Below are 19,261 nucleotides of genomic sequence, written 5' to 3'. Positions count from 1 at the left end.
GTACTAAATGCTATGCCTGTGCAACCGATTTTAAACTAATGTCGTAACCACTGGAGGGGAAGGTCCATGATTCAAAAACCACGTACTACTATTAAATGGACTCTTATTTTTGTTTTTTTGTTATTCGTCACCGCCTGTAGTAAGAATAATGAAGTTTTGAAAGGAATTGTACACACAATAGATGTAGAAAATAAAAGAATTTTAGTAATTTCTGAATTAAAAGAAGAAGACTTGAACAAGGAATACAAGGAGATTCTCGAATCTAATGAGTACTCTCAAGCCATTTGGGTAAATAAAGTTGCACCTTCTAAATATAAAAAAGGCGATGAGATTAAAGTATTTTTTGAAGTAAGTGATGATTCATTCCCTGCACAAGTTACCGCCAAAAAGATCACCAAAATCAAGAATTGAGCAAAAAGAATAGAATCTACTATAAAGAAGCGGCGTCTCCAAAAGGGACGGCGCTTCTTTATAGTAGATTTAAAGAGAAATCAGAGTATATAATATGGAATATTATATACTCTCAACATCTCTGTTACGGGAATTTCCGAAGCAGAAATACCCTTCCGAATATTTACTATGAATAATCTATCCCGGACTAAACATTTACATAATCTGAATATAATAATTCCGGGACATTCTGTAAACGAAAAAAAGCTCACCAGCCGAAGCCAGTGGGCATAATCCCAAGCATTTGGGAGTTCACTCTTTGTTGGAATTACTGAAACCTTACGATGTAACAACTATAGGAGCTTATAACTTCAGGCAATGTACTATCTCCACAACAAGTAAGCTTTCAACAAGATGCAACAGACAACTATACTCATAATGGTTTCCCAATTAATTCTCCCTGTTCAAAAAGCATCTCAATCTGGTGAAATACTAATAACATTCAGTAGATTGGAGGTTTACCATGACAGAAATTGATGAGAGAAAATGGGGGCAGCAGGATCCTATCAAAGAACCACAAGATCGTTATGAACAGTTTTTAAAAGTTGTATCACTAACCTTTGTGAGTGTCACATTCACTATTATTTTCACTGAGATAAAAATGGGCAACTTTCCCCTTAAGCTCATTTTCTTTATTATTGGACAATTCCTCATTTATGGATATGTGATGAAGAATCTGTCCAAGACCTCAGAAAAATTCAAAAATTCCTGCAAGAAATTAAAAATAAAGCTACCCATTCTCTACATTTTATATTTCTTGTTTCTCTTCTATATTGGGCAACCATATTTATAAAATTACTCTGTGCAAAAAAGTGACCCCACCAACTTCCGGCAGGGTCTAGATCTATATTATAAGGGGGTTATGTAATTACTATAATCCTCTTAGCTTAACTAAGTATGAAGCCCGTCTAAAGATTTGCTGAATTTTTATTATTTTTATCGAAACCGATCAAACAAGGTAACGTATCAATCTTAATTTCCAAATTACTACATATACAAAATGGAGGTGTGTATAAAGATGAAAATATTCAGTCTATTGCTTGTAGCATTGTCTTCCATTGGAGTAGTTGCCACATTCGGATTTTCAACATTCAGCTTCATCACAGGAATTATAGGAGGGCTTATTGCAGCATTTGCAATTTCAGGTTACTTGCAGTCTGTCAGAAGTGATTACCCCAATGAGAGCTATGTGAATAAGCAAGTTAAGTATCAATCGAACTATAATACTTGGTAACAAAAGCCCCACCTTAAACTGGTGGGGTTTTTCATATTCCCAAACACTTGTAAAATCACTTTGTAATATTAATGGTAGAAGAAACAAAAAAGCGCGACTCTCCAAATTTCAAGAATCCGCGCCACGTATGGTTTTTTGGGATGCTGGTGAAGGGAATTGAACCCCCGGCCTACGCATTACGAGTGCGTTGCTCTACCCCTGAGCTACACCAGCTTAACGCTGTTTTTCTGCCAAACAAAAAATATTATACAACTTTCAGCCAGAAACGCAAGCCTATTTCTCCCTGTTTTCCGCCCTCCTAAACTGCTAATCCACCTGTAGCTTACGCTCCACAGACTCTAACTTTCCACGGCTAGTAGAGGGTTTATCGCGGCGGTCGTCTATTTTAAGTGAGGTAGAGACACGTTCTGCACCTGCGGCAAAAGGAGACTCATGCAAAGCTTCTACCGCGGCAAAAATGCGTTGCAGAGGCCCTTCGATGATCGTACCCATAGACGTAAGTTCATAAGTAATCCCTTCTACTGTCTTCAGCACCCGCTGCATATCCGCAACATAGCTGCTAAGACTGGTACTGCCTGTTCCAATTGGAATAACTGTAACTTCAGCAATAGGCATGAGAATACCTCCTCGAAATTTTATAGTAGCTGTCTCCTTCCATTGTAACAATTCCACCGCTCTGTCACAAACTAAGCAATATTATCCTCCCTTATCTCTTCTATTTCTTCTGATTACTTCAAAATATGACTTTGGGCTAAGAGTATTTTCTCATGAGCAAATTCTAGGGTCATCTGCACTATATTTATGGACTCTTTGTGGCATCTTTTCGGACAATTTATGAATCATTTCGCATCTCCCTGTGGATCAATTGTGGATTACTTATGGACAGCCTGTGGATCATTTGTGGAGTACTTTTAAAGAACCCGCTCCCCGCGCGGGTTTTCTAAAAAACTGTTTACAAACACAACATCTTGGGTTATTTTTATCTAACGACAACAAAATATAGTGGAGACAGGCGCTTTGATCCTTAACCGGATTTAGAGCTTAATAGGGAAGCGCGGTGAGAATCCGCTGCGGTCCCGCCACTGTAACCGGATGGCCTTCTTAAGCTTCTGGGAAGCTTGAGAATCCACATCTCCCGGCAGATGCCACTGAGGGTTAGGAACACCCTTGGGAAGGCGCCGAGAGATCCCACGGAAGCCAGGAGACCTACCTGTTTCGACGACACCAACTATTGATGCCTGCGAGGAACAGGGATGGTGTCCGCATGCGGTCATCTACGTAGAGACCTCTGCAAATATCCGTGTGGATATTTACATAACGCATCGGGCATTTTCTGCCATCCTCGGGTAGGGGATGCTTTTTTTATGTAATCTGAACAAATATACGACTGCTTATAGCAGTCCAACTTCTTATGGATATATGGATTTGATGATAGATGTTTTTCTTTTATACTGAGAGGAGAGCTGTACAATGACGTTGTTGGAGAGACAATTTAATGGAGTAGAAAATGCACGGGAAGTTCTTTTAGAAGAGCTCATTGATTTAGGCCGGGATATTATCGACAGTCGGGATATGGACCTATTGCGCGAGAATGCCAATTTGAATGGAGAGAGTTTCTCCGGTAAAATGAGCAAGTTCGGCAGTGAATATTCAAAATGGTACGCCCGCAATTTTACGATGCCGCCACAGCTAGTGCAGGCTATTGATGACAATGTCGTCTATGTGCATGATCTGGATCAATACGCGATTGGAACGACGAACTGTATTTTTATCCCGTTTGATAAACTTCTCCGTGAAGGTTTCAATACCGGCAACGGCAGCGTTCGTCCTCCGAACTCAATAATGACAGCTATGTCTCTGGTAGCGATTATTTTCCAATCCCAGCAAAATGCTCAATATGGTGGTGTATCCGCCAATAAACTCGACTATGATCTGGCACCTTATGTAACCAAATCCTTCGCCAAGCTGTTCCGCAAGGGTCTGGATTATTTTGAAGAAGGACAAGCTGATGAATCTTTGGGCGAGATTACGATGAGCCGGACCGATCTGGCGGAGTCATATCCAAGAGCGTTCCGTTTTGCACTAAAGGAAACCGAAATCGAAACTCTGCAAGCGGCTGAAAGTATGGTACATAATCTGAATACCATGTCCAGCCGATCCGGTGGACAAATACCGTTTACCAGCATCAACTACGGTACTTGTACTTCACCAGAAGGTCAGCTTGTGATCAGTTCTCTGCTAACCGCAACTATGAACGGACTTGGCAGCGGAGAAACACCAGTGTTCCCGATTCAAATCTTCAAATGCAAGCAAGGAATCAATCAACAGCAAGGCGATCCTAACTATGAACTGTTCCTAAAAGCAGCTGAATGTTCTGCGCGCAGACTATATCCAAACTTCGCTAATCTGGACGCTCCGCTCAACTTGCAGTATTATGATTCAAGTGATCCTGATACGGAGTTCGCTACAATGGGCTGCCGAACCCGAGTGCTCGGTGACCGTTTTGGGCGTAATCATTGCTCTGGGAAGGGCAACCTTTCCTTTAATACACTAAATCTGGTTCGGCTAGGTCTGGCACACGGCACAGTAACAGGCAGACGTACCGTCGCAGACGAAGCTGGCTTCTATGAAGATCTAAATCATTATATGGATATTGCGCTGGAAGGACTTCTCCATCGCTTCCACATCCAAACCGCACAAAAAGCTAAAGCTTCCGATTTCATGATGCGAGAAGGCGTTTGGGAAGGCGGCGAACATCTTGCACCCGATGACACTGTAGGCGATCTGCTGAAGCATGGCAGTCTGTCTCTTGGCTTCATCGGTATGGCGGAATGTATGAAAGCTATGTACGGCAAACACCATGGCGAGGATATGGAAGTTCATGCCAAGGCGCTGGCTATCGTGCGTCATATGCGGGACTATTGCGATCGGAAAAGCGAGGAACTGGATCTTAACATCACCCTGTTCGCAACTCCAGCAGAAGGTTTGTCCGGTAAATTCACCAAAGTTGACCGCAAGGTACTGGGTTCCATTCCGGGCGTAACCGACCGTGAATATTATACGAACTCTTTTCACATCCCTGTATACTTCGATCTGGGTGCTGCTCAGAAGATCAGCTTGGAAGCTCCTTTCCATGAATACTGCAATGCCGGGGCTATTTCTTATGTCGAATTAAACGGCAATGCCCGCAACAACCCATCGGCTTTTATCAAAATCATTAAATATGCGCTCGAACAACAGGTCAGTTATTTCAGCATTAACCATCCGATTGACCGCTGCTCCAGCTGTGGATACGAAGGCGTAATTGGGACAAACTGTCCTTCCTGCAACGCAAATGAGAATGACGTGCACATCCGCCGTTTGCGCAGAGTTACAGGTTATTTAACCGGCGACTATCAGACCCGCTTTAATGCCGCCAAACAAGCTGAAGTTCGGGATCGCGTTAAGCATCTATGAATATTTGCGGTTACTATCCGGAGTCGATTAACGAGGGAGAGGGCATGCGGGCCGTCCTCTTTCTCAGCGGCTGCCGCCATCGTTGCCCGGGATGTTTTAATCCCGAGACATGGAACTTTAAATATGGAGAAGTCTTCACCTTAGAACGACAACATGAAATCATTGCAGAAATCGCCGCTAACCCTTTGCTGGATGGTCTGACACTGGCAGGCGGCGATCCTTTTTTCTCAGCAGAAGAGTTGCTGGGGTTCATTCATGAGCTTCGCACTGTACTGCCAGGGTTCTCAATCTGGATTTACAGTGGTTATACGTACGAAGAACTTACAGCCCTTCCCGGTACGCCGGAGTGGAATCTACTTAAACAGTGTCAGGTGTTAATAGATGGAAGATTTGTAGAAGAACTGAAAGATACTACGCTTCTCTACCGGGGAAGCTCCAACCAACGCATTATCGACATTCCGGCCAGCATGAACGGCTCGGAGGTCTTTCTGTGGCAGCCTGCTGCGCTATAATATATCAATTTTTGATATTGAAAATTAATTTGAAATAAGAAGGGATGAACTAACCATGCCGCAATTCGTAGTAAAACCGGATAATCGCCAACTGGCTTTTGATGAGAACCGTCTTTCCGTCTACGCTGACCGTATTCTGGAAGGTCTCGATCAACTAAATAAAGAAACTTTGCTGCGTGGAGTGAATTCCAAACTGCGTCGTGACTCGGTAAGCGGAGAAGAAATCAGCAATGCCTTCACCATGAGCGCTCTAGAGCTTGTAACAAAAGAAGAGCCTAACTGGAAGTTCGCAGCTGCCCGCGCCCTTCTGACTACCCTTTATAAAAAAGCTGCCGTTCATCGCCGCTACAAAGCTTATCCAGAAGAGCCTTACGGTGAATTGTATCCACTAATTACGGATCTCGTGAAAAAAGGAATCTATCGCGAAGAACTTCTAAGTCATTACACCAAAGAACAAATTATCGAACTAGGCGGGTGTATCGATTATACACGCGACCTTTTGTTTGACTATATCGGTCTGCTTACGCTATCCGACCGTTATTTAGCGCATGATTTTGACGGCCGTGTAATGGAGCTTCCACAAGAACGTTATATGATTATTGCTATGTACCTGATGCACCGTGAGCCAGCTGAGAAACGTCTTGAGCTTGTAAAAGAAGCTTATTGGGCTATGAGCAACATCTATATGACTGCTGCTACACCTACAATGTCCAATGCCGGCAAAAAGGTCGCTGGACAGCTATCCAGCTGCTTTATTGATACTGTAGACGATTCCCTAGAGGGTATCTTTGACTCCAATACAGACGTAGCACGTCTAAGCAAAATGGGCGGCGGCATCGGCGTTTACCTCGGAAAAGTACGGGCACGTGGTTCGGATATCCGTGGCCACAAGAACACAAGCTCCGGTGTAATCCCTTGGATTCGCCAGTTGAACAATACAGCAGTCAGTGTAGACCAGTTGGGCACACGTAAAGGTGCTGTAGCTGTTTATCTTGATGTATTCCATAAAGATATTCTCGCTTTCCTCGATCTTAAGCTGAACAACGGTGACGAGCGTATGCGTGCACATGACGTGTTCCATGGCGTCTCCCTGCCTGACCTGTTCATGGAAGCTGTAGAATCGCGCAGCCATTGGAACCTCTTCTGCCCTCATGAAGTGAAAAAGGTCATGGGCTGGACAGATAAAAACGGCCGTCCACTAGGATTGGAAGATTTCTACGATGAAGAGCTTGGCAAAGGTACTTTCCGTGAAAAATATGCTGAAGCTACAGCGAACCTGGAATTATCCCGGATCACTGTTCCTGCGATCGACATCATGAAACGGATTATGAAATCACAGCTAGAAACAGGTACACCGTACATGTTCTACCGCGATACCGTGAACCGGACCAACCCAAACCGTCATCAAGGTATGGTTTTCTCCTCCAACCTGTGTACAGAAATTATGCAGAATCAGTCTGCAACAGTTATTGAGCAAGAAGAATTAGTAACTAAAGATGGCCAGACCCGGATCGTTATTTCCAAAATCCCTGGCGACTTCGTAGTCTGCAATCTGAATTCGATTCACTTAGCACGGGCGATTCCAGCTGGCGTATTAGAAAGACTTGTTCCGATCCAAGTTCGTATGCTTGATAACGTAATCGACATTAATAACATTGAAGTTCTGCAGGCACAATACACGAACAGCCAGTACCGCGCAGTAGGTCTCGGCACATTCGGCCTGCATCACCTATTGGCACTCAAGGGCATTCGTTGGGAATCCGATGAAGCCGTAGAATATAACAATCATTTATATGAACATATCAACTACCTGTTGGTTCGTTCGAGCATGGAGCTTGCCCGTGAAAAAGGCCGTTATCCGAAATTTGCTGGATCCGATTGGGAGACTGGCGCATACTTCACTTCCCGCGGTTATGTTAGCGGTGAGCAAGAAGGTAAATATGTAACGACTGAGCAATGGCGCGAGCTGCAAGAAGAAGTAGCTAAGGACGGCGTACGTAACGCTTGGATGTTCGCCATTGCGCCGAATGGATCTACATCGATTATTGCCGGCTCCACCGCCAGCATTGATCCGCTGTATGAACTGCTTTCCTATGAAGAAAAAACAACTTATAAGATTGCTAACCCAGCACCGGATCTGTCCGACAAAACGATCTGGTACTATAAGACAGCATTTACGATTGACCAAAACTGGTCGATCCGCATGGCTTCTGCTCGCCAGCGTCACGTCGATCAAGGCCAAAGCTTCAACCTGTATGTCCGTCCTGACATCAAGGCTACCGAGTTCCTGGAACTGCATCTGAATGCCTGGAAGGGCGGCTTGAAATCAACTTATTATGTGCGTAGCCGTGCTTTGACTATAGAAGAGTGTGAATCTTGCGCTAGCTAATTATCTTAGTGCCCTGAATAGAAAAACGATGATGAATTTCGTAACTGCGAGGAATGTTTGGGCTTCCGGCCGCTGTTGTCATCAGAGGTCTAGATCTTTACCGCTATTAGCGGATGACATCCGATGACAGCATATGCTTTCGATGCGAGCTTTCCTACGGAAAGCTTTCGGGCGAACGCTAACGCTCCTACAGCTCCAAACTTCCTCTCCGTTACTCCATCACCGTCTTTCTATGAACAAGACACCAAAGAAAGATTACCAGCGCAAAAAATGGAGGGATAAGAAATGCAATTACAAAAGATTTTTAATACTGAAGCACCTAACCAATCCACACGCATTATCGACGGTGAATGCTCAGGTATTCTGAACTGGAATGATATTCGCATGCCTCATATGTACAAGCTGTATAAGGTACTGCTGCTTAATCACTGGATCGCGGATGAAATTCCAATGTCCAAGGATGCGCAACAATTCCCGATGCTGGATGCCGAGGAACAACGCGTATTTAAGATTAATATCTCCCTACTCGCTGTGCTGGATTCGATGCAGACGATGTTCGTGAGCGACGTGAAGCGTTATTTCACCGATTCCTCTTTGGAAGCTATCTCCGCTATTATCGGGCAGCAAGAAGTGGTGCATAACCAATCCTATTCCTATGTTCTATCCTCTATCGTGTCGGAGAGTGAGCAGAAGGAAATTTTTGAATATTGGAAAAAAGACCCTGTCCTGCTGGAACGCAATCAGTTTATCTCTGATATTTATCAAGAGTTCCGTGATAACCCTACGAGACAGACCTTTTTCCATGCGCTGGTAGCAGATCTCATCTTGGAAGGAATTTTCTTCTACAGCACTTTCGCCTTCTTCTACAATCTGGCCCGTGACCAGAAGATGATGGCAACCAGCCAAATGATCTCTTATATTCAACGTGACGAGAATCAGCACTGCTACTTCTTCGCAGAAGTATTTAAGCAGCTGCTCGTAGACTTCCCTGAGCTGAACACCAAAGAAAACATGGATTATGTATACCGTACCATCGACCGCGCGGTAGAGCTCGAAACCAACTGGGCTTATTACACACTTACTAACGTGCGTGGTATTGATCTTAACGAGCTTAGCGACTACATCAAATATACAGCGAACAAACGTCTGACTTTGATGGGTATGGAAAAAGCTTACCAAGGTGTTGACGTTAACTGTATGCCTTGGATCAAACCTTTCTCCGATGATGCGCTTAATGCTACCAAAACTGACTTCTTCGAAGCTAAGTCCCGCAACTATGGTAAGGTTGGCGACGATAACGGATTCGACGATTTGTAAGACCGGATATATAATAATCCCTATATAAAAAAGAGGCCATTCTCTACTTTCTTAGTGAGATGGCCTTTTTGCTATAGCTTATATAATGCAAAAAGCGCCCCTCCCCCCTGGTATCAGGGATGAAAGAGACGCTTATACGTTTGTTATTAGCACTAAGCACAGAAGGCTTGCTACTTAGTCTTATGCCTTGCGTTCCACACGATGTGTAGTTTCTTCTGCAAGCTCATCTAATGCATCGTTCAGGCGCAGCTTCAGCTCCTCAGCAAGCTCTACCACTCCTTGATCATTACGAACCACTTGAGAATCCACGGCATAGACGCCGCCAAGAATGTAACGCGCGCCCAGTACAGACAACACAGGTTTCAATGCGTAATCAATTGTGAGCAGATGTGCAAGACTGCCGCCCATGAAAAGCGGGAGTACAACTTTTCCGGCCAATCCCTTTTGTGGAACCAGATCTAAAAAGGTCTTCAACACGCCTGTATAAGAAGCTTTATAAACCGGGCTAACCACAATTACCGCATCAGCTTCCGCTACAAGGCCATTGGCTTTGACGATAGACTCACTTTCAAACTTAGTGTGAATCAAATCCTCCGCTGGTAGTTCTGCTACGTTAATACGCTCAACCTCGAAGCCCTGATTGGTTAAGCTGGCCTCCGCATATTCTATAGCTGCATTGATACGCGATACCAGGGAAGGCGTTCCATTAATCACAACAATTTTAGCCACTTCTCCACCTCTTCCATCCCACTTAAGCAGCTCACACTGCTTTATTTATTATCCCGACAAAATTACTTTAAATTAATACTAATCCTAACGTAGAATTGATATTTTTGTCAAACCATAACCACTTGCGCTCCTCCCACTCTTACGTTATACTAAGCAACAATATTAAATCCAACAATCAGGCCAATGATCGGCATCCAACCGTGAGGCGTCTGCGACCGGAGTCTACAACAACTCCCTAAGTTCACCGGGTTTCGCCCGTTACCGCGAAGACCAAAGAGGGTCGGATTGTTCCTGCAGTTAAGGAGATTCGATCAACCTGGGTGGCACCGCGAGCTGACGCTCCTCGTCCCATGGATGAGGGCGTTTTTTGCGTTTTTTTAACCAAAAAGGAGCGAAACGGTATGCTGGATATGAACTGGATCAAAGACAATCAGGAACTTGTAAGAAACATTACGGCTTGGAAAAGAGTCGACTTCCCACTGGATGAACTGCTGGAATGGGATGAGAAACGGCGCGAATTGCGCCAAGATACGGAACAGTTGAGAGCCCAGCGTAACGGGCTGACCAAAGAGGTTGAACGACTTTTACGACAGGGTGACAGCGTGGCAGGAGAAGCAGTTAAAGAACAAGTAAGAGAACTGAACAACCGCCTGAATCTCTATGAGGCAGAACTAACTGAGGCAGACCGCCGCTGTGGAGAACTCATGCTGCTCGCACCAAACCCTGTATCGCAGGATACACCGATTGGCCATGATGATAAAGATAATGTAGAACTGCGACGAACCGGAACGTTGCCGGAATTCGGCTTTAAACCGCGTGATCATGTAGAGCTAGGCGAGCTCCACAATATCATCGATATCCCCCGTGGCGTCAAAGCAGGCGGCCCACGCAGCTATGTGCTGAAGGGTGCAGGGTTGTTGTTACATCTCGCTGTACAAAGGCTGGCCATTGATGTACTAACTGCCCGCGGGTTCACGGTGATGGATGTTCCCGTGATTGTCCGTCCGGAAGCGCTGGAACGTACGGGCTTCTTCCCCGGCGGGATGGATCAGACCTATGAGCTAAACGGAGACAATCGCTGGCTGGTAGGCACATCGGAGGTGTCGCTTGTCTCGCTGTATAGCGATGAGATTGTCGAACTGGATTCGCCAATGCGACTCGCCGGAATGTCGGCCTGCTTCCGCCGTGAAGTAGGATCGGCGGGACGAGACGTGCGTGGCCTGTACCGTGTTCATCAATTCTCAAAAATCGAACAAGTTATCTTATGTCGGAATGATGAGGGCGTATCAGAGGGCATGCTGCAGGAGATTCTTGCGAATGCAGAGCATATTCTACAGCTCTTGGAACTTCCCTATCGGATCATGTCTGTCTGCACAGGAGATATGTCCCTGAAGACACATAAGCAGTATGACATCGAGACTTGGATGCCAAGCAGAGATGCATACGGAGAGACACACTCGGCTTCCAACCTGCTCGATTTCCAAGCTCGTCGTTCGGGCATTCGTTACCGGGATGCCGACGGTAAGCTGCAATACTGCCACACCCTAAACAACACCGCAGTGGCTACACCAAGGATCCTAATTCCGCTGCTGGAGAATCATCAACTGGAGGATGGATCCATTTACATTCCGCAGGCACTGCGTAAATATATGGATGGAATTGAACGGCTTGAGCTTCCGCACCAGCAGTGATGTGTTGTCCAAGTAGATTTAAAATCAATAATGCCCTTCCACTTCTGGATAAGAAGCTGGAGGGGTATTATTTTTGTTCCGATACATTCTATATAATTCTAATCACTATTGTTTTCCCTATGTAAAAATTAACAAAACTCTAGAATAAATTTGTCGCAATCCATAATAAATTCAACAATATATATAACATAAAATTAAAATATCGGTGATATCTATTAACCATAAAAATACTAAATTTATAATTAATATTGTATTTATGCACTGTTTTTATACTAAAATCACAACATTTCAATTTTTAGATTTAATTGATGCAAACTTTAATTTATATTCATGAAAGACAACCTTTCATTTTACATTTGAATGCTAAGATTTAATAGGTTGTAAATAAAAGATTCGAGGGGAGAATGACTTATCCAAATGATTATTTCTTCAAGAGTAAGGAAATGGTTCGCTACTGGACTGGCAATGTTAATGGTTGCCGGCAGTGTGTTACCAGCTGTCCAGACCGCCGAGGCAGCACCGGATAATAGCAATATTGTTATCTCGCAGGTCTATGGTGGTGGTGGAAACGGCGGAGCGGAATTTAAAAATGATTTTATTGAATTATACAATCCCACAAATCATCCAGTAGATTTGACTGGATGGAAAGTTCGCTATACCTCAGCGGCCGGAACCTTTAGTAGCGGAACAGACTTAAATGGAACCATCCCGGCAAATGGATACTTCCTTATTGAGGAGGCCGCTGGAACGGGAGGAACTACCGACTTGCCTACTCCTGATGTTAGCAAGGGAATCCTTGCTATGAGTGGTACAAACGGCAAAGTCGACCTCGTTGATAAATCAGGTACAACAATTGATTTAGTTGGCTACGGAACAGCTACAAATGTCGAGGGAAGTGCGACCGCTGCTCTCTCCAATACGACAGCCGCTATCCGTAAAGCTGCGGCTGGTGCACCGGCTGACAGCCGCGGTCTAGATACAGATAACAACTCTACGGATTTTGTTGTCCAAGCACCAAGTCCACGGAACAGCACCTACGGTACGTTCCCTGAATTACCGGAAACTGCTAGTTCCGCAGTAGCTTTACCAGCCCCTAATGCCTGGCCGGCTGGTACAGAAATATCTTTGAATTCTCCAACGGTTGGAGCATCCGTCTATGCAGCTGTTTATGGATCAGGTGGTTCAACTAATTTCCAACCTTACACAGGGCCTATTACCTTAACTGAGGACACTACGATTAAAGCGTATGCTTCAGAACCAAATATGCCAGACAGCCCTATATCGACTTTTGATTACACTATTCTGGCCAAAACAGATGTTGCAACAGCACGCCTTGCTAGTAAAGGTCAGAATATTTTAACAGAAGGTATCGTAACTCACATTAATGCAGCAAAAATGTATATTCAGGATGAATCCGGCGGGATCGTACTTTATGGTTTCCCAGAGTTCGCAAACGTTGGAGATCGTGTTAAAGTAAGCGGCACAATGGATATCTACAGCAACCTGCAAGAAATCAAATTCCAAAGTGGACTTCAATACAATGTAGCTGCACAAAATGTTGGGGTGCCTGCACCAAAATTGATTACAGCAACCGACTTGTCTGCCGCGAACGGCGAAAGCCACGAAGCTCAGCTGGTAACTATGAATAATGTGACCATAGACAATGTAAATGGCAGCACGGTGACTGCTAGCCAAGGTGGACAACAATTCACAATTTTTTCAACCCTGCCTAAACTAGTTAAGGGTAAAACCTTTGACAATATCACTGGGGTTATCGAGCAATATAGTACGACTTATCAATTCATTCCACTTAATGAAAATGCTTTGGTGGAAGAAACTTTTTCCGTTATGGCCAGCCCTGGCGCAGGTCGCATCATCAAAGGAAGTTCTGTGACCCTATCCAGCCCTACTCTTGGAGCACAGATTTACTACACGACCAACGGAACTGAACCAACAACAGCAAGTAAGCTTTATTCAGATCCGATTACAGTTAATCAAGATCTTACCATCCATGCAATTGTCGTAGCAGATGGCAAGACAAGTAAGGTTTATACCTTTGCATATAAAGCATCTGAACTCCCTCGTATACATGATATTCAAGGAGAATCTCATACTTCTGAGTATGCAGGTCAGAACGTTTCCGATGTAGAAGGCATCGTTACCCAATATGGGTACACCTTCGCCACTGGCGCTTATAGAGGTTTCTTTATGCAAGACCCTCAGCCAGACGATAATGTAAACACTTCGGAAGGTATTTTTGTATACAGCACTAATTCATCCCTTAAGCCTCAAATTGGAGATTTAGTCCAAGTTAGTGGAACTGTTTCCGAATACAACGAAGGTAACGCAAGTAATTTAACCTCTACTCAAATTACTATGACTTCAATAAAAGTAGACTCCTCTTCAAGTTATACTGTGCCAGAGCCTGTCGTACTTGGTAAAGGCGGGAGAGCCATTCCGTCTTCCATAATTGACAATGACGGCATGGCTGATTTTGAGCCTAATGAAGATGCAATTGATTTCTACGAATCGTTAGAAGGTATGCTCGTCAAGCTCCCTACCCCTACGATTATCAGTCCTTACTGGACAAGTGGTAGCGGAAATTCCATGCTGTATAACATCCCTACAAGAGTAGAAAATGAAACACCTGATGTCATCACACCAGCTGGTGGATTAGTTCTCAAAGAATACAACCAATACAATCCTCAGCGCCTCATCATTGCTTACGGAAATCCGGGTCAAGAAGTCATCACCGGAGATAAGTTCGCGGGAGATGTAACTGGCGTCATCGGATACAACAACGGTAACTTCAAAGTGATTCCGGAAAACGGTAAGCTTCCAGCCATCACTCCAAGTACCTTTAAGCAAGAAACAACTACTCTTGAAGTCAATGATAGTAAGTTGTTGATCGCATCGTACAACATTGAAAACTTCTACCCGGGTGTCGGAGCAACAAAAATCCAGAAACTAGCCGACTCCATCACAAACAATATGAAAAAACCTGACATTATCGGCGTTGTCGAAATGCAGGACAGCAATGGTGAAGCCAATAATGGTATCACTGAAGCAAGTGCAGCCGAATTGATTAAGGCTATTGAAACCGCTGGCGGTCCTGTATATAAATACACAGATATCGCTCCGGAGAACAATATGGATGGCGGTGCCCCAGGCGGAAACATTCGCGTAGGATTCCTGTACAATCCAGCAAGAGTACAGCTTGCGGACAGTGTGAACGGACAAAAAGGTACAGCTACACAATCCGTTGGATATAACGCAGCGGCAGATCAATTGACCTACAATCCAGGACGAATTGATCCAACAAACTCTGCCTTTGCAAGTTCACGTAAACCCCTTGCTGCACAGTTCGTATTCGGTGGCGAAACAGTAATTGTGATCGCTAACCATTTCAATTCAAAAGGCGGCGATACCGGTCCTTTCGGAAACGTTCAGCCCCCTGTATTGTCCAGTGAAACACAACGCCATAAAATCGCGGCGGTCGTAAACGGATTTGTCAAAGAGGTTCTGACTGCAAATCCTAAAGCCAACATCGTAGCTCTTGGCGATTTGAATGATTTCCAATTTACTAAAACTGCAACCCTCTTAAAAGGTACAGAACTAGACAATTTGATCGATACATTACCTTTAAATGAGCAGTATACGTACACCTATGACGGAAACTCTCAAGTGCTAGATCATATTCTTGTCAGTAAAAATCTAACGCCTTCTTCTAAAGTAGATGTCGTTCATCTAAATGCCGACTTCTCACCATCGAACGGTCGGGTATCCGATCATGATGCGGTTTTGGCACAGATTGATTTTAATACTGCTGAAGACTTCCCACTAACCATTCTGCACACCAATGATACACATGCAGGATTAGATACTGTCAGCTCGCCAAACAACATCTTGCGCCGTGTAACAGCAATCAAAGATGCCAAGGCGACTACAGAGAATCCTATTCTTGTAGACGCAGGTGATGTGTTCTCCGGAACGCTTTACTTCAATAAGTATCTGGGTCAAGCAGATCTGGCCTTTATGAATCTGGTTAAATATGATGCTATGACTTTCGGTAATCATGAGTTTGATAAAGATTCAGATGTACTGTCCAAATTCATCGGCAACGCAAAGTTCCCATTTGTCTCCTCCAATGTGAACTTCTCAGCGGATGATATTCTTAGCAAAATGTTCACCAATGAAATCGGCCGGTCAGGTAATGCTGGAACCATCTACCCTGCGCTGATCAAAGAAGTAGACGGCCAACAGGTCGGTATCATGGGTCTGACGACAGAAGATACGGCGAACATTGCTTCACCAGGTAAAGTGACCTTTGAGAATGCCTTCGCTAAAGCGGAAGCAACGGTCGCTATGCTTGAAAAAGAGAAAGTTAACAAGATCATTGTTCTCTCTCACCTTGGCTATGAAGAAGATCTCAAGCTAGCCAAAGCCGTTAACGGCATTGATATTATCGTTGGGGGTCACAGCCACACGCAACTGAATCAAGCCGTTGTTGATAACACCGATCCAAAAGCACCGAAGCTAATTGTACAAACTGGTGAAAAAGGTCTTTTCCTTGGCCAACTTGAAGTTAAATTTAACAAAGATGGCGTACTGACCGATTGGAAAGACCAATTAATCTCCATCGATGCTAAAAACGGTACTAACTACGTTATCGCAGAGGACCCTGAAGCTAAAAAGATCCTGGATACCGAGTATAAGCCGGGGATTCAAGAACTAACCAATGAGGTAGTAGGAAATTCAGAGGTTGTTCTAAACGGCGTTCGTGATAATGTGCGCACAAAGGAAACTAATCTTGGTAACCTGATTGCCGATGGCATGCTTTATGCAGCTCAAAAAGCGGGCACTAATGCCGTAATCGCCTTGCAAAACGGCGGCGGTATTCGCGAATCCATCAACGAAGGACCGATCACACAAGGCGAAGTACTCGGTGTACTTCCATTCAACAACGATCTGGTTACGATCACTTTGACTGGACAAGAAATTAAGGATGCTATGGAGAACGGGGTTTCCAAAACGCCGGCAGCAGACGGACGTTTCCCACACGTTGCAGGGTTGAAATTCTATTACGACTCTACGAAACCTGTGAACGAACGTGTATTGCGTATTGAAGTGAAAAACGGGGATAAATACGTTCCTCTAGATCTAAAAGCATCTTATGAAGTAGCTACTAATGCTTTCACAGCTAAGGGTGGAGATTTCTATACTTCACTTGAAAAGGCCTATAAAGAAGGCCGTGTGAATCTGCTGTACCTACCGGACTTTGATGTATTTACGAAGTATCTGCAGAAGGTTGGAACGGTCACTGCCAACACTTCCGCCGTTGAAGGCCGGATTGTTGATCTAAAAGGTGCACCACTGCCGGAGACAAATCCAACTCCGACACCAGACCCAACACCAGTACCAACACCAGATCCAACTTCAGTGCCTACATCAGTACCAACATCGGCTCCAACAGTACCAACCGCTACAGCTACACCATCACCAACTGTTGCTCCAACTGTGGCACCAATTGCTTCAGCACAAGTAACAACAATTAATGCTGCTGATCTAACTAAACAACTTGCTGAACTGCCAGCGGGTAGCCAAGAGCTGGTTATTCCGGTTAAAGCCACTACAGGCGGCGCTCAAGTAGTGCTTCCAGGCAGTGTGCTTGTAAAACAAGCAGCAGCACAACCTAACACAGTTCTTACCTTTACTACGGATGGTGCTTCTTATTCCTTGCCACTCCGTGTTGTAAACAGCGCAGCACTTGCCGCTCAATTAGGCACCAGCGACTTTACAATTACGGTATCCATTCTAGTAGCGAATTCGGGAACACTAAACAGCACAAACCAAGCTATCGCCTCACAGCTGGGTAATGCTACTTTAGCTGCTCCAGTAATCGAATTCAGCGTTTCAGCGCAAGCCGGAACTAAGAGTGTGCAGTTGAACAATTTCGGCAGCACTTACGTGAAGCGCACGATCAATGTACCTGCCGTCTTAAATTCAAATAACGCAACGGCAGTGGTCTTCGATCCTGCTTCAGGTAAGATCTCCTTCGTGCCTGCTATCTTTGTTCCTAAAGCAGATGGAACAACGGACGTTACGATTAAACGGAACAGCAACAGCTACTACACCGTTGTTAAGTCTTCCAAAACGTTCGCAGATATTAACGGACACTGGGCTAAATCATCTATTGATCTGTTAGCTTCCAAGCTGATCGTCAGCGGAACAAGCAACGATACGTTCTCTCCTTCACAGTCGATCACACGTGCTGAGTTCGCGGCATTAATTACGCGTTCTCTGGGACTTGCGACAGCTAATGGTGAGACCACATTTAAAGATGTAAACCCAAGTGCTTGGTATGCTGATGCTATTCGCACCGCAGCAGAAGCCGGATTGATTTCCGGTTATACCGATGGCAGCTTTAAGCCGGGTAGCCCAATCACTCGTCAGGAAATGGCCTCGGTATTAGCGAAAGCCATCAAGTACACAGGGAAAACCTTAAATGCCGATCCTGCAGCACTGGCTAAATTCAGTGACGCAGCAAGCATTCCAGCTTGGTCCCAAGCAGCAGTAGCAGAAATCGCTGCTGAGGGAATTATCCAAGGAGCAACAGATGGATCCTTTGCTCCACAGAAGCTGGCAACTCGTGCCGAAGCGGTTACGATGCTGGAGAAGACATTGAAATCTCTCCAGTTTATCAACTAGCAAAAGCTGATCTCCAGCTCTGAAGACAAAAAGGCGGTTTCCCGAGTGCGTAATGCACCCGAGGAACCGCCTTTTTTTATAAACCCAATCTGATCTGTAGGAAGTGTTATGATTCCATCCCAGCTTCACTCTCTTCGTAATGGCTCGTATCCCCATGCAGCAGGATTTCCGGCACACCATCCGTAAAATCAACCCTGCATAAGCAGGTCGGATAAATGTAAGGCAGATCCCAGAGCTTAGGCAGCGCTCTGCCCTCAAAATAGGCCATTAACAGCTTAATCACTACTGTATGTGTGACAATAAGAATGGTCTCACCTTGATGGTCAACGAGAATTTCCTGAAGCTTACCCAGCGCCCGTGCCTGCACCTCTGCGAAGGTCTCACTACCCTCCACTTTAAACTGCTCAGGGTCTTGCCAGAAATTGCGATGCTGCTCCGAATACTCGCTCTCCAGCTCAGTAGAATCACGGCCTTCCCACACCCCCATGCCAATCTCTTTGAACGCCTCAGAGGTCATAAACGGAGTACTCCGCTCTCCACGAATAATCTCAGCTGTGCGCAGCGCCCTTGGGCTGGGGCTTGCATAGATGACATCCAGCTGTTCAGTGCGCATTCCCCGGCTCAGCCATTCTGCCTGTTGCACACCAAGAGCCGTCAGTTCAGAATCCATATGTCCCTGCATCCGATGCTGCACGTTCCATTCCGTTTGACCATGCCGGGTTAAAAATATCGTTGTTGTACTCATGCCAGCTTCTCCTTCCGTTTCCCCTATCCA

12 protein-coding genes, 1 tRNA gene and 1 riboswitch are annotated in these 19,261 nt (G+C 44.9%); of the genes, 9 read left to right on the top strand and 4 right to left on the bottom strand.

All coding sequences use genetic code 11. The features are described from left to right. Positions 1 to 66 precede the first annotated feature (66 nt). From NST40_RS02440 to NST40_RS02430, 3 genes are all read left to right on the top strand, one after another. Positions 67 to 411, top strand: coding sequence for a DUF3221 domain-containing protein (locus tag NST40_RS02440; RefSeq protein WP_076142087.1), 345 nt, complete (start codon positions 67 to 69; stop codon positions 409 to 411). Between the two features lie 502 nt (positions 412 to 913). Beyond that, positions 914 to 1,243 (top strand): hypothetical protein, encoded by a 330-nt coding sequence (locus NST40_RS02435; protein WP_076219990.1) that lies wholly within the window; start codon positions 914 to 916, stop codon positions 1,241 to 1,243. A gap of 225 nt (positions 1,244 to 1,468) precedes the next feature. Beyond that, entirely contained in the window at positions 1,469 to 1,684 is a 216-nt protein-coding gene (locus tag NST40_RS02430; protein ID WP_076219989.1) for a hypothetical protein, read from the top strand. 141 nt (positions 1,685 to 1,825) lie between these two features. Here NST40_RS02430 and NST40_RS02425 read toward each other — a convergent pair. Beyond that, positions 1,826 to 1,897, bottom strand: a tRNA-Thr gene (locus tag NST40_RS02425). Positions 1,898 to 1,990: 93 nt separating this feature from the next. Beyond that, positions 1,991 to 2,299 (bottom strand): MTH1187 family thiamine-binding protein, encoded by a 309-nt coding sequence (locus NST40_RS02420; protein WP_036682575.1) that lies wholly within the window; start codon positions 2,297 to 2,299, stop codon positions 1,991 to 1,993. A 378-nt stretch (positions 2,300 to 2,677) separates the two neighbouring features. After that, positions 2,678 to 2,913, top strand: a riboswitch (cobalamin riboswitch). A 241-nt stretch (positions 2,914 to 3,154) separates the two neighbouring features. On the opposite strand from NST40_RS02420, the gene NST40_RS02415 reads away from it, so the two are divergent. From NST40_RS02415 to NST40_RS02400, 4 genes are all read left to right on the top strand, one after another. Further along, positions 3,155 to 5,140 (top strand): anaerobic ribonucleoside triphosphate reductase, encoded by a 1,986-nt coding sequence (locus NST40_RS02415; protein ID WP_076124534.1) that lies wholly within the window; start codon positions 3,155 to 3,157, stop codon positions 5,138 to 5,140. After that, a complete protein-coding gene (gene nrdG, locus NST40_RS02410) occupies positions 5,137 to 5,652 on the top strand; it encodes an anaerobic ribonucleoside-triphosphate reductase activating protein (RefSeq protein ID WP_076124537.1) in 516 nt (171 codons plus the stop codon). Before NST40_RS02415 ends, nrdG begins: the two co-directional genes overlap by 4 nt. 55 nt (positions 5,653 to 5,707) lie before the next feature. Beyond that, a complete protein-coding gene (locus NST40_RS02405) occupies positions 5,708 to 8,041 on the top strand; it encodes a ribonucleoside-diphosphate reductase subunit alpha (RefSeq protein WP_076142084.1) in 2,334 nt (777 codons plus the stop codon). A gap of 285 nt (positions 8,042 to 8,326) precedes the next feature. Next, complete coding sequence (locus NST40_RS02400) at positions 8,327 to 9,358, top strand: ribonucleotide-diphosphate reductase subunit beta (RefSeq protein WP_036682584.1); 1,032 nt, start codon at positions 8,327 to 8,329, stop codon at positions 9,356 to 9,358. Positions 9,359 to 9,538: 180 nt separating this feature from the next. On the opposite strand, the gene ssuE is transcribed toward NST40_RS02400, so the two are convergent. Next, positions 9,539 to 10,087 carry an NADPH-dependent FMN reductase gene (gene ssuE, locus NST40_RS02395; protein WP_076192779.1) on the bottom strand — a complete coding sequence of 183 codons (549 nt, stop codon included), beginning with the start codon at positions 10,085 to 10,087 and terminating at the stop codon, positions 9,539 to 9,541. 401 nt (positions 10,088 to 10,488) lie between these two features. Here ssuE and serS point away from each other — a divergent pair, with 401 nt between their 5' ends. Both serS and NST40_RS02385 read left to right on the top strand, forming a co-directional pair. Continuing rightward, positions 10,489 to 11,778 (top strand): serine--tRNA ligase, encoded by a 1,290-nt coding sequence (serS, locus tag NST40_RS02390; protein ID WP_076276018.1) that lies wholly within the window; start codon positions 10,489 to 10,491, stop codon positions 11,776 to 11,778. A 417-nt stretch (positions 11,779 to 12,195) separates the two neighbouring features. Beyond that, positions 12,196 to 18,486 carry a 5'-nucleotidase C-terminal domain-containing protein gene (locus NST40_RS02385; protein ID WP_342410380.1) on the top strand — a complete coding sequence of 2,097 codons (6,291 nt, stop codon included), beginning with the start codon at positions 12,196 to 12,198 and terminating at the stop codon, positions 18,484 to 18,486. Positions 18,487 to 18,592: 106 nt separating this feature from the next. On the opposite strand, the gene NST40_RS02380 is transcribed toward NST40_RS02385, so the two are convergent. Further along, positions 18,593 to 19,231 carry a histidine phosphatase family protein gene (locus NST40_RS02380; RefSeq protein WP_076276016.1) on the bottom strand — a complete coding sequence of 213 codons (639 nt, stop codon included), beginning with the start codon at positions 19,229 to 19,231 and terminating at the stop codon, positions 18,593 to 18,595. Between the last annotated feature and the right edge of the window lie 30 nt (positions 19,232 to 19,261).

The organism is Paenibacillus sp. FSL R10-2778 (genome assembly GCF_038593035.1).
Lineage (GTDB): Bacteria > Bacillota > Bacilli > Paenibacillales > Paenibacillaceae > Paenibacillus_AQ > Paenibacillus_AQ odorifer.
This window is presented reverse-complemented; position numbering and strand designations above follow the sequence as displayed.

What these genes read in the sequence shown, in the direction of transcription:
- NST40_RS02415 (WP_076124534.1), top strand. Translation starts at nt 3,155, where the DNA reads ATGACGTTGTTGGAGAGACAATTTAATGGAGTAGAAAATGCACGGGAA.
- NST40_RS02405 (WP_076142084.1), top strand. Translation starts at nt 5,708, where the DNA reads ATGCCGCAATTCGTAGTAAAACCGGATAATCGCCAACTGGCTTTTGAT.
- NST40_RS02430 (WP_076219989.1), top strand. Translation starts at nt 1,469, where the DNA reads ATGAAAATATTCAGTCTATTGCTTGTAGCATTGTCTTCCATTGGAGTA.
- NST40_RS02420 (WP_036682575.1), bottom strand. Translation starts at nt 2,299, where the DNA reads ATGCCTATTGCTGAAGTTACAGTTATTCCAATTGGAACAGGCAGTACC.
- nrdG (WP_076124537.1), top strand. Translation starts at nt 5,137, where the DNA reads ATGAATATTTGCGGTTACTATCCGGAGTCGATTAACGAGGGAGAGGGC.
- NST40_RS02380 (WP_076276016.1), bottom strand. Translation starts at nt 19,231, where the DNA reads ATGAGTACAACAACGATATTTTTAACCCGGCATGGTCAAACGGAATGG.
- NST40_RS02385 (WP_342410380.1), top strand. Translation starts at nt 12,196, where the DNA reads ATGATTATTTCTTCAAGAGTAAGGAAATGGTTCGCTACTGGACTGGCA.
- serS (WP_076276018.1), top strand. Translation starts at nt 10,489, where the DNA reads ATGCTGGATATGAACTGGATCAAAGACAATCAGGAACTTGTAAGAAAC.
- NST40_RS02440 (WP_076142087.1), top strand. Translation starts at nt 67, where the DNA reads ATGATTCAAAAACCACGTACTACTATTAAATGGACTCTTATTTTTGTT.
- NST40_RS02400 (WP_036682584.1), top strand. Translation starts at nt 8,327, where the DNA reads ATGCAATTACAAAAGATTTTTAATACTGAAGCACCTAACCAATCCACA.
- NST40_RS02435 (WP_076219990.1), top strand. Translation starts at nt 914, where the DNA reads ATGACAGAAATTGATGAGAGAAAATGGGGGCAGCAGGATCCTATCAAA.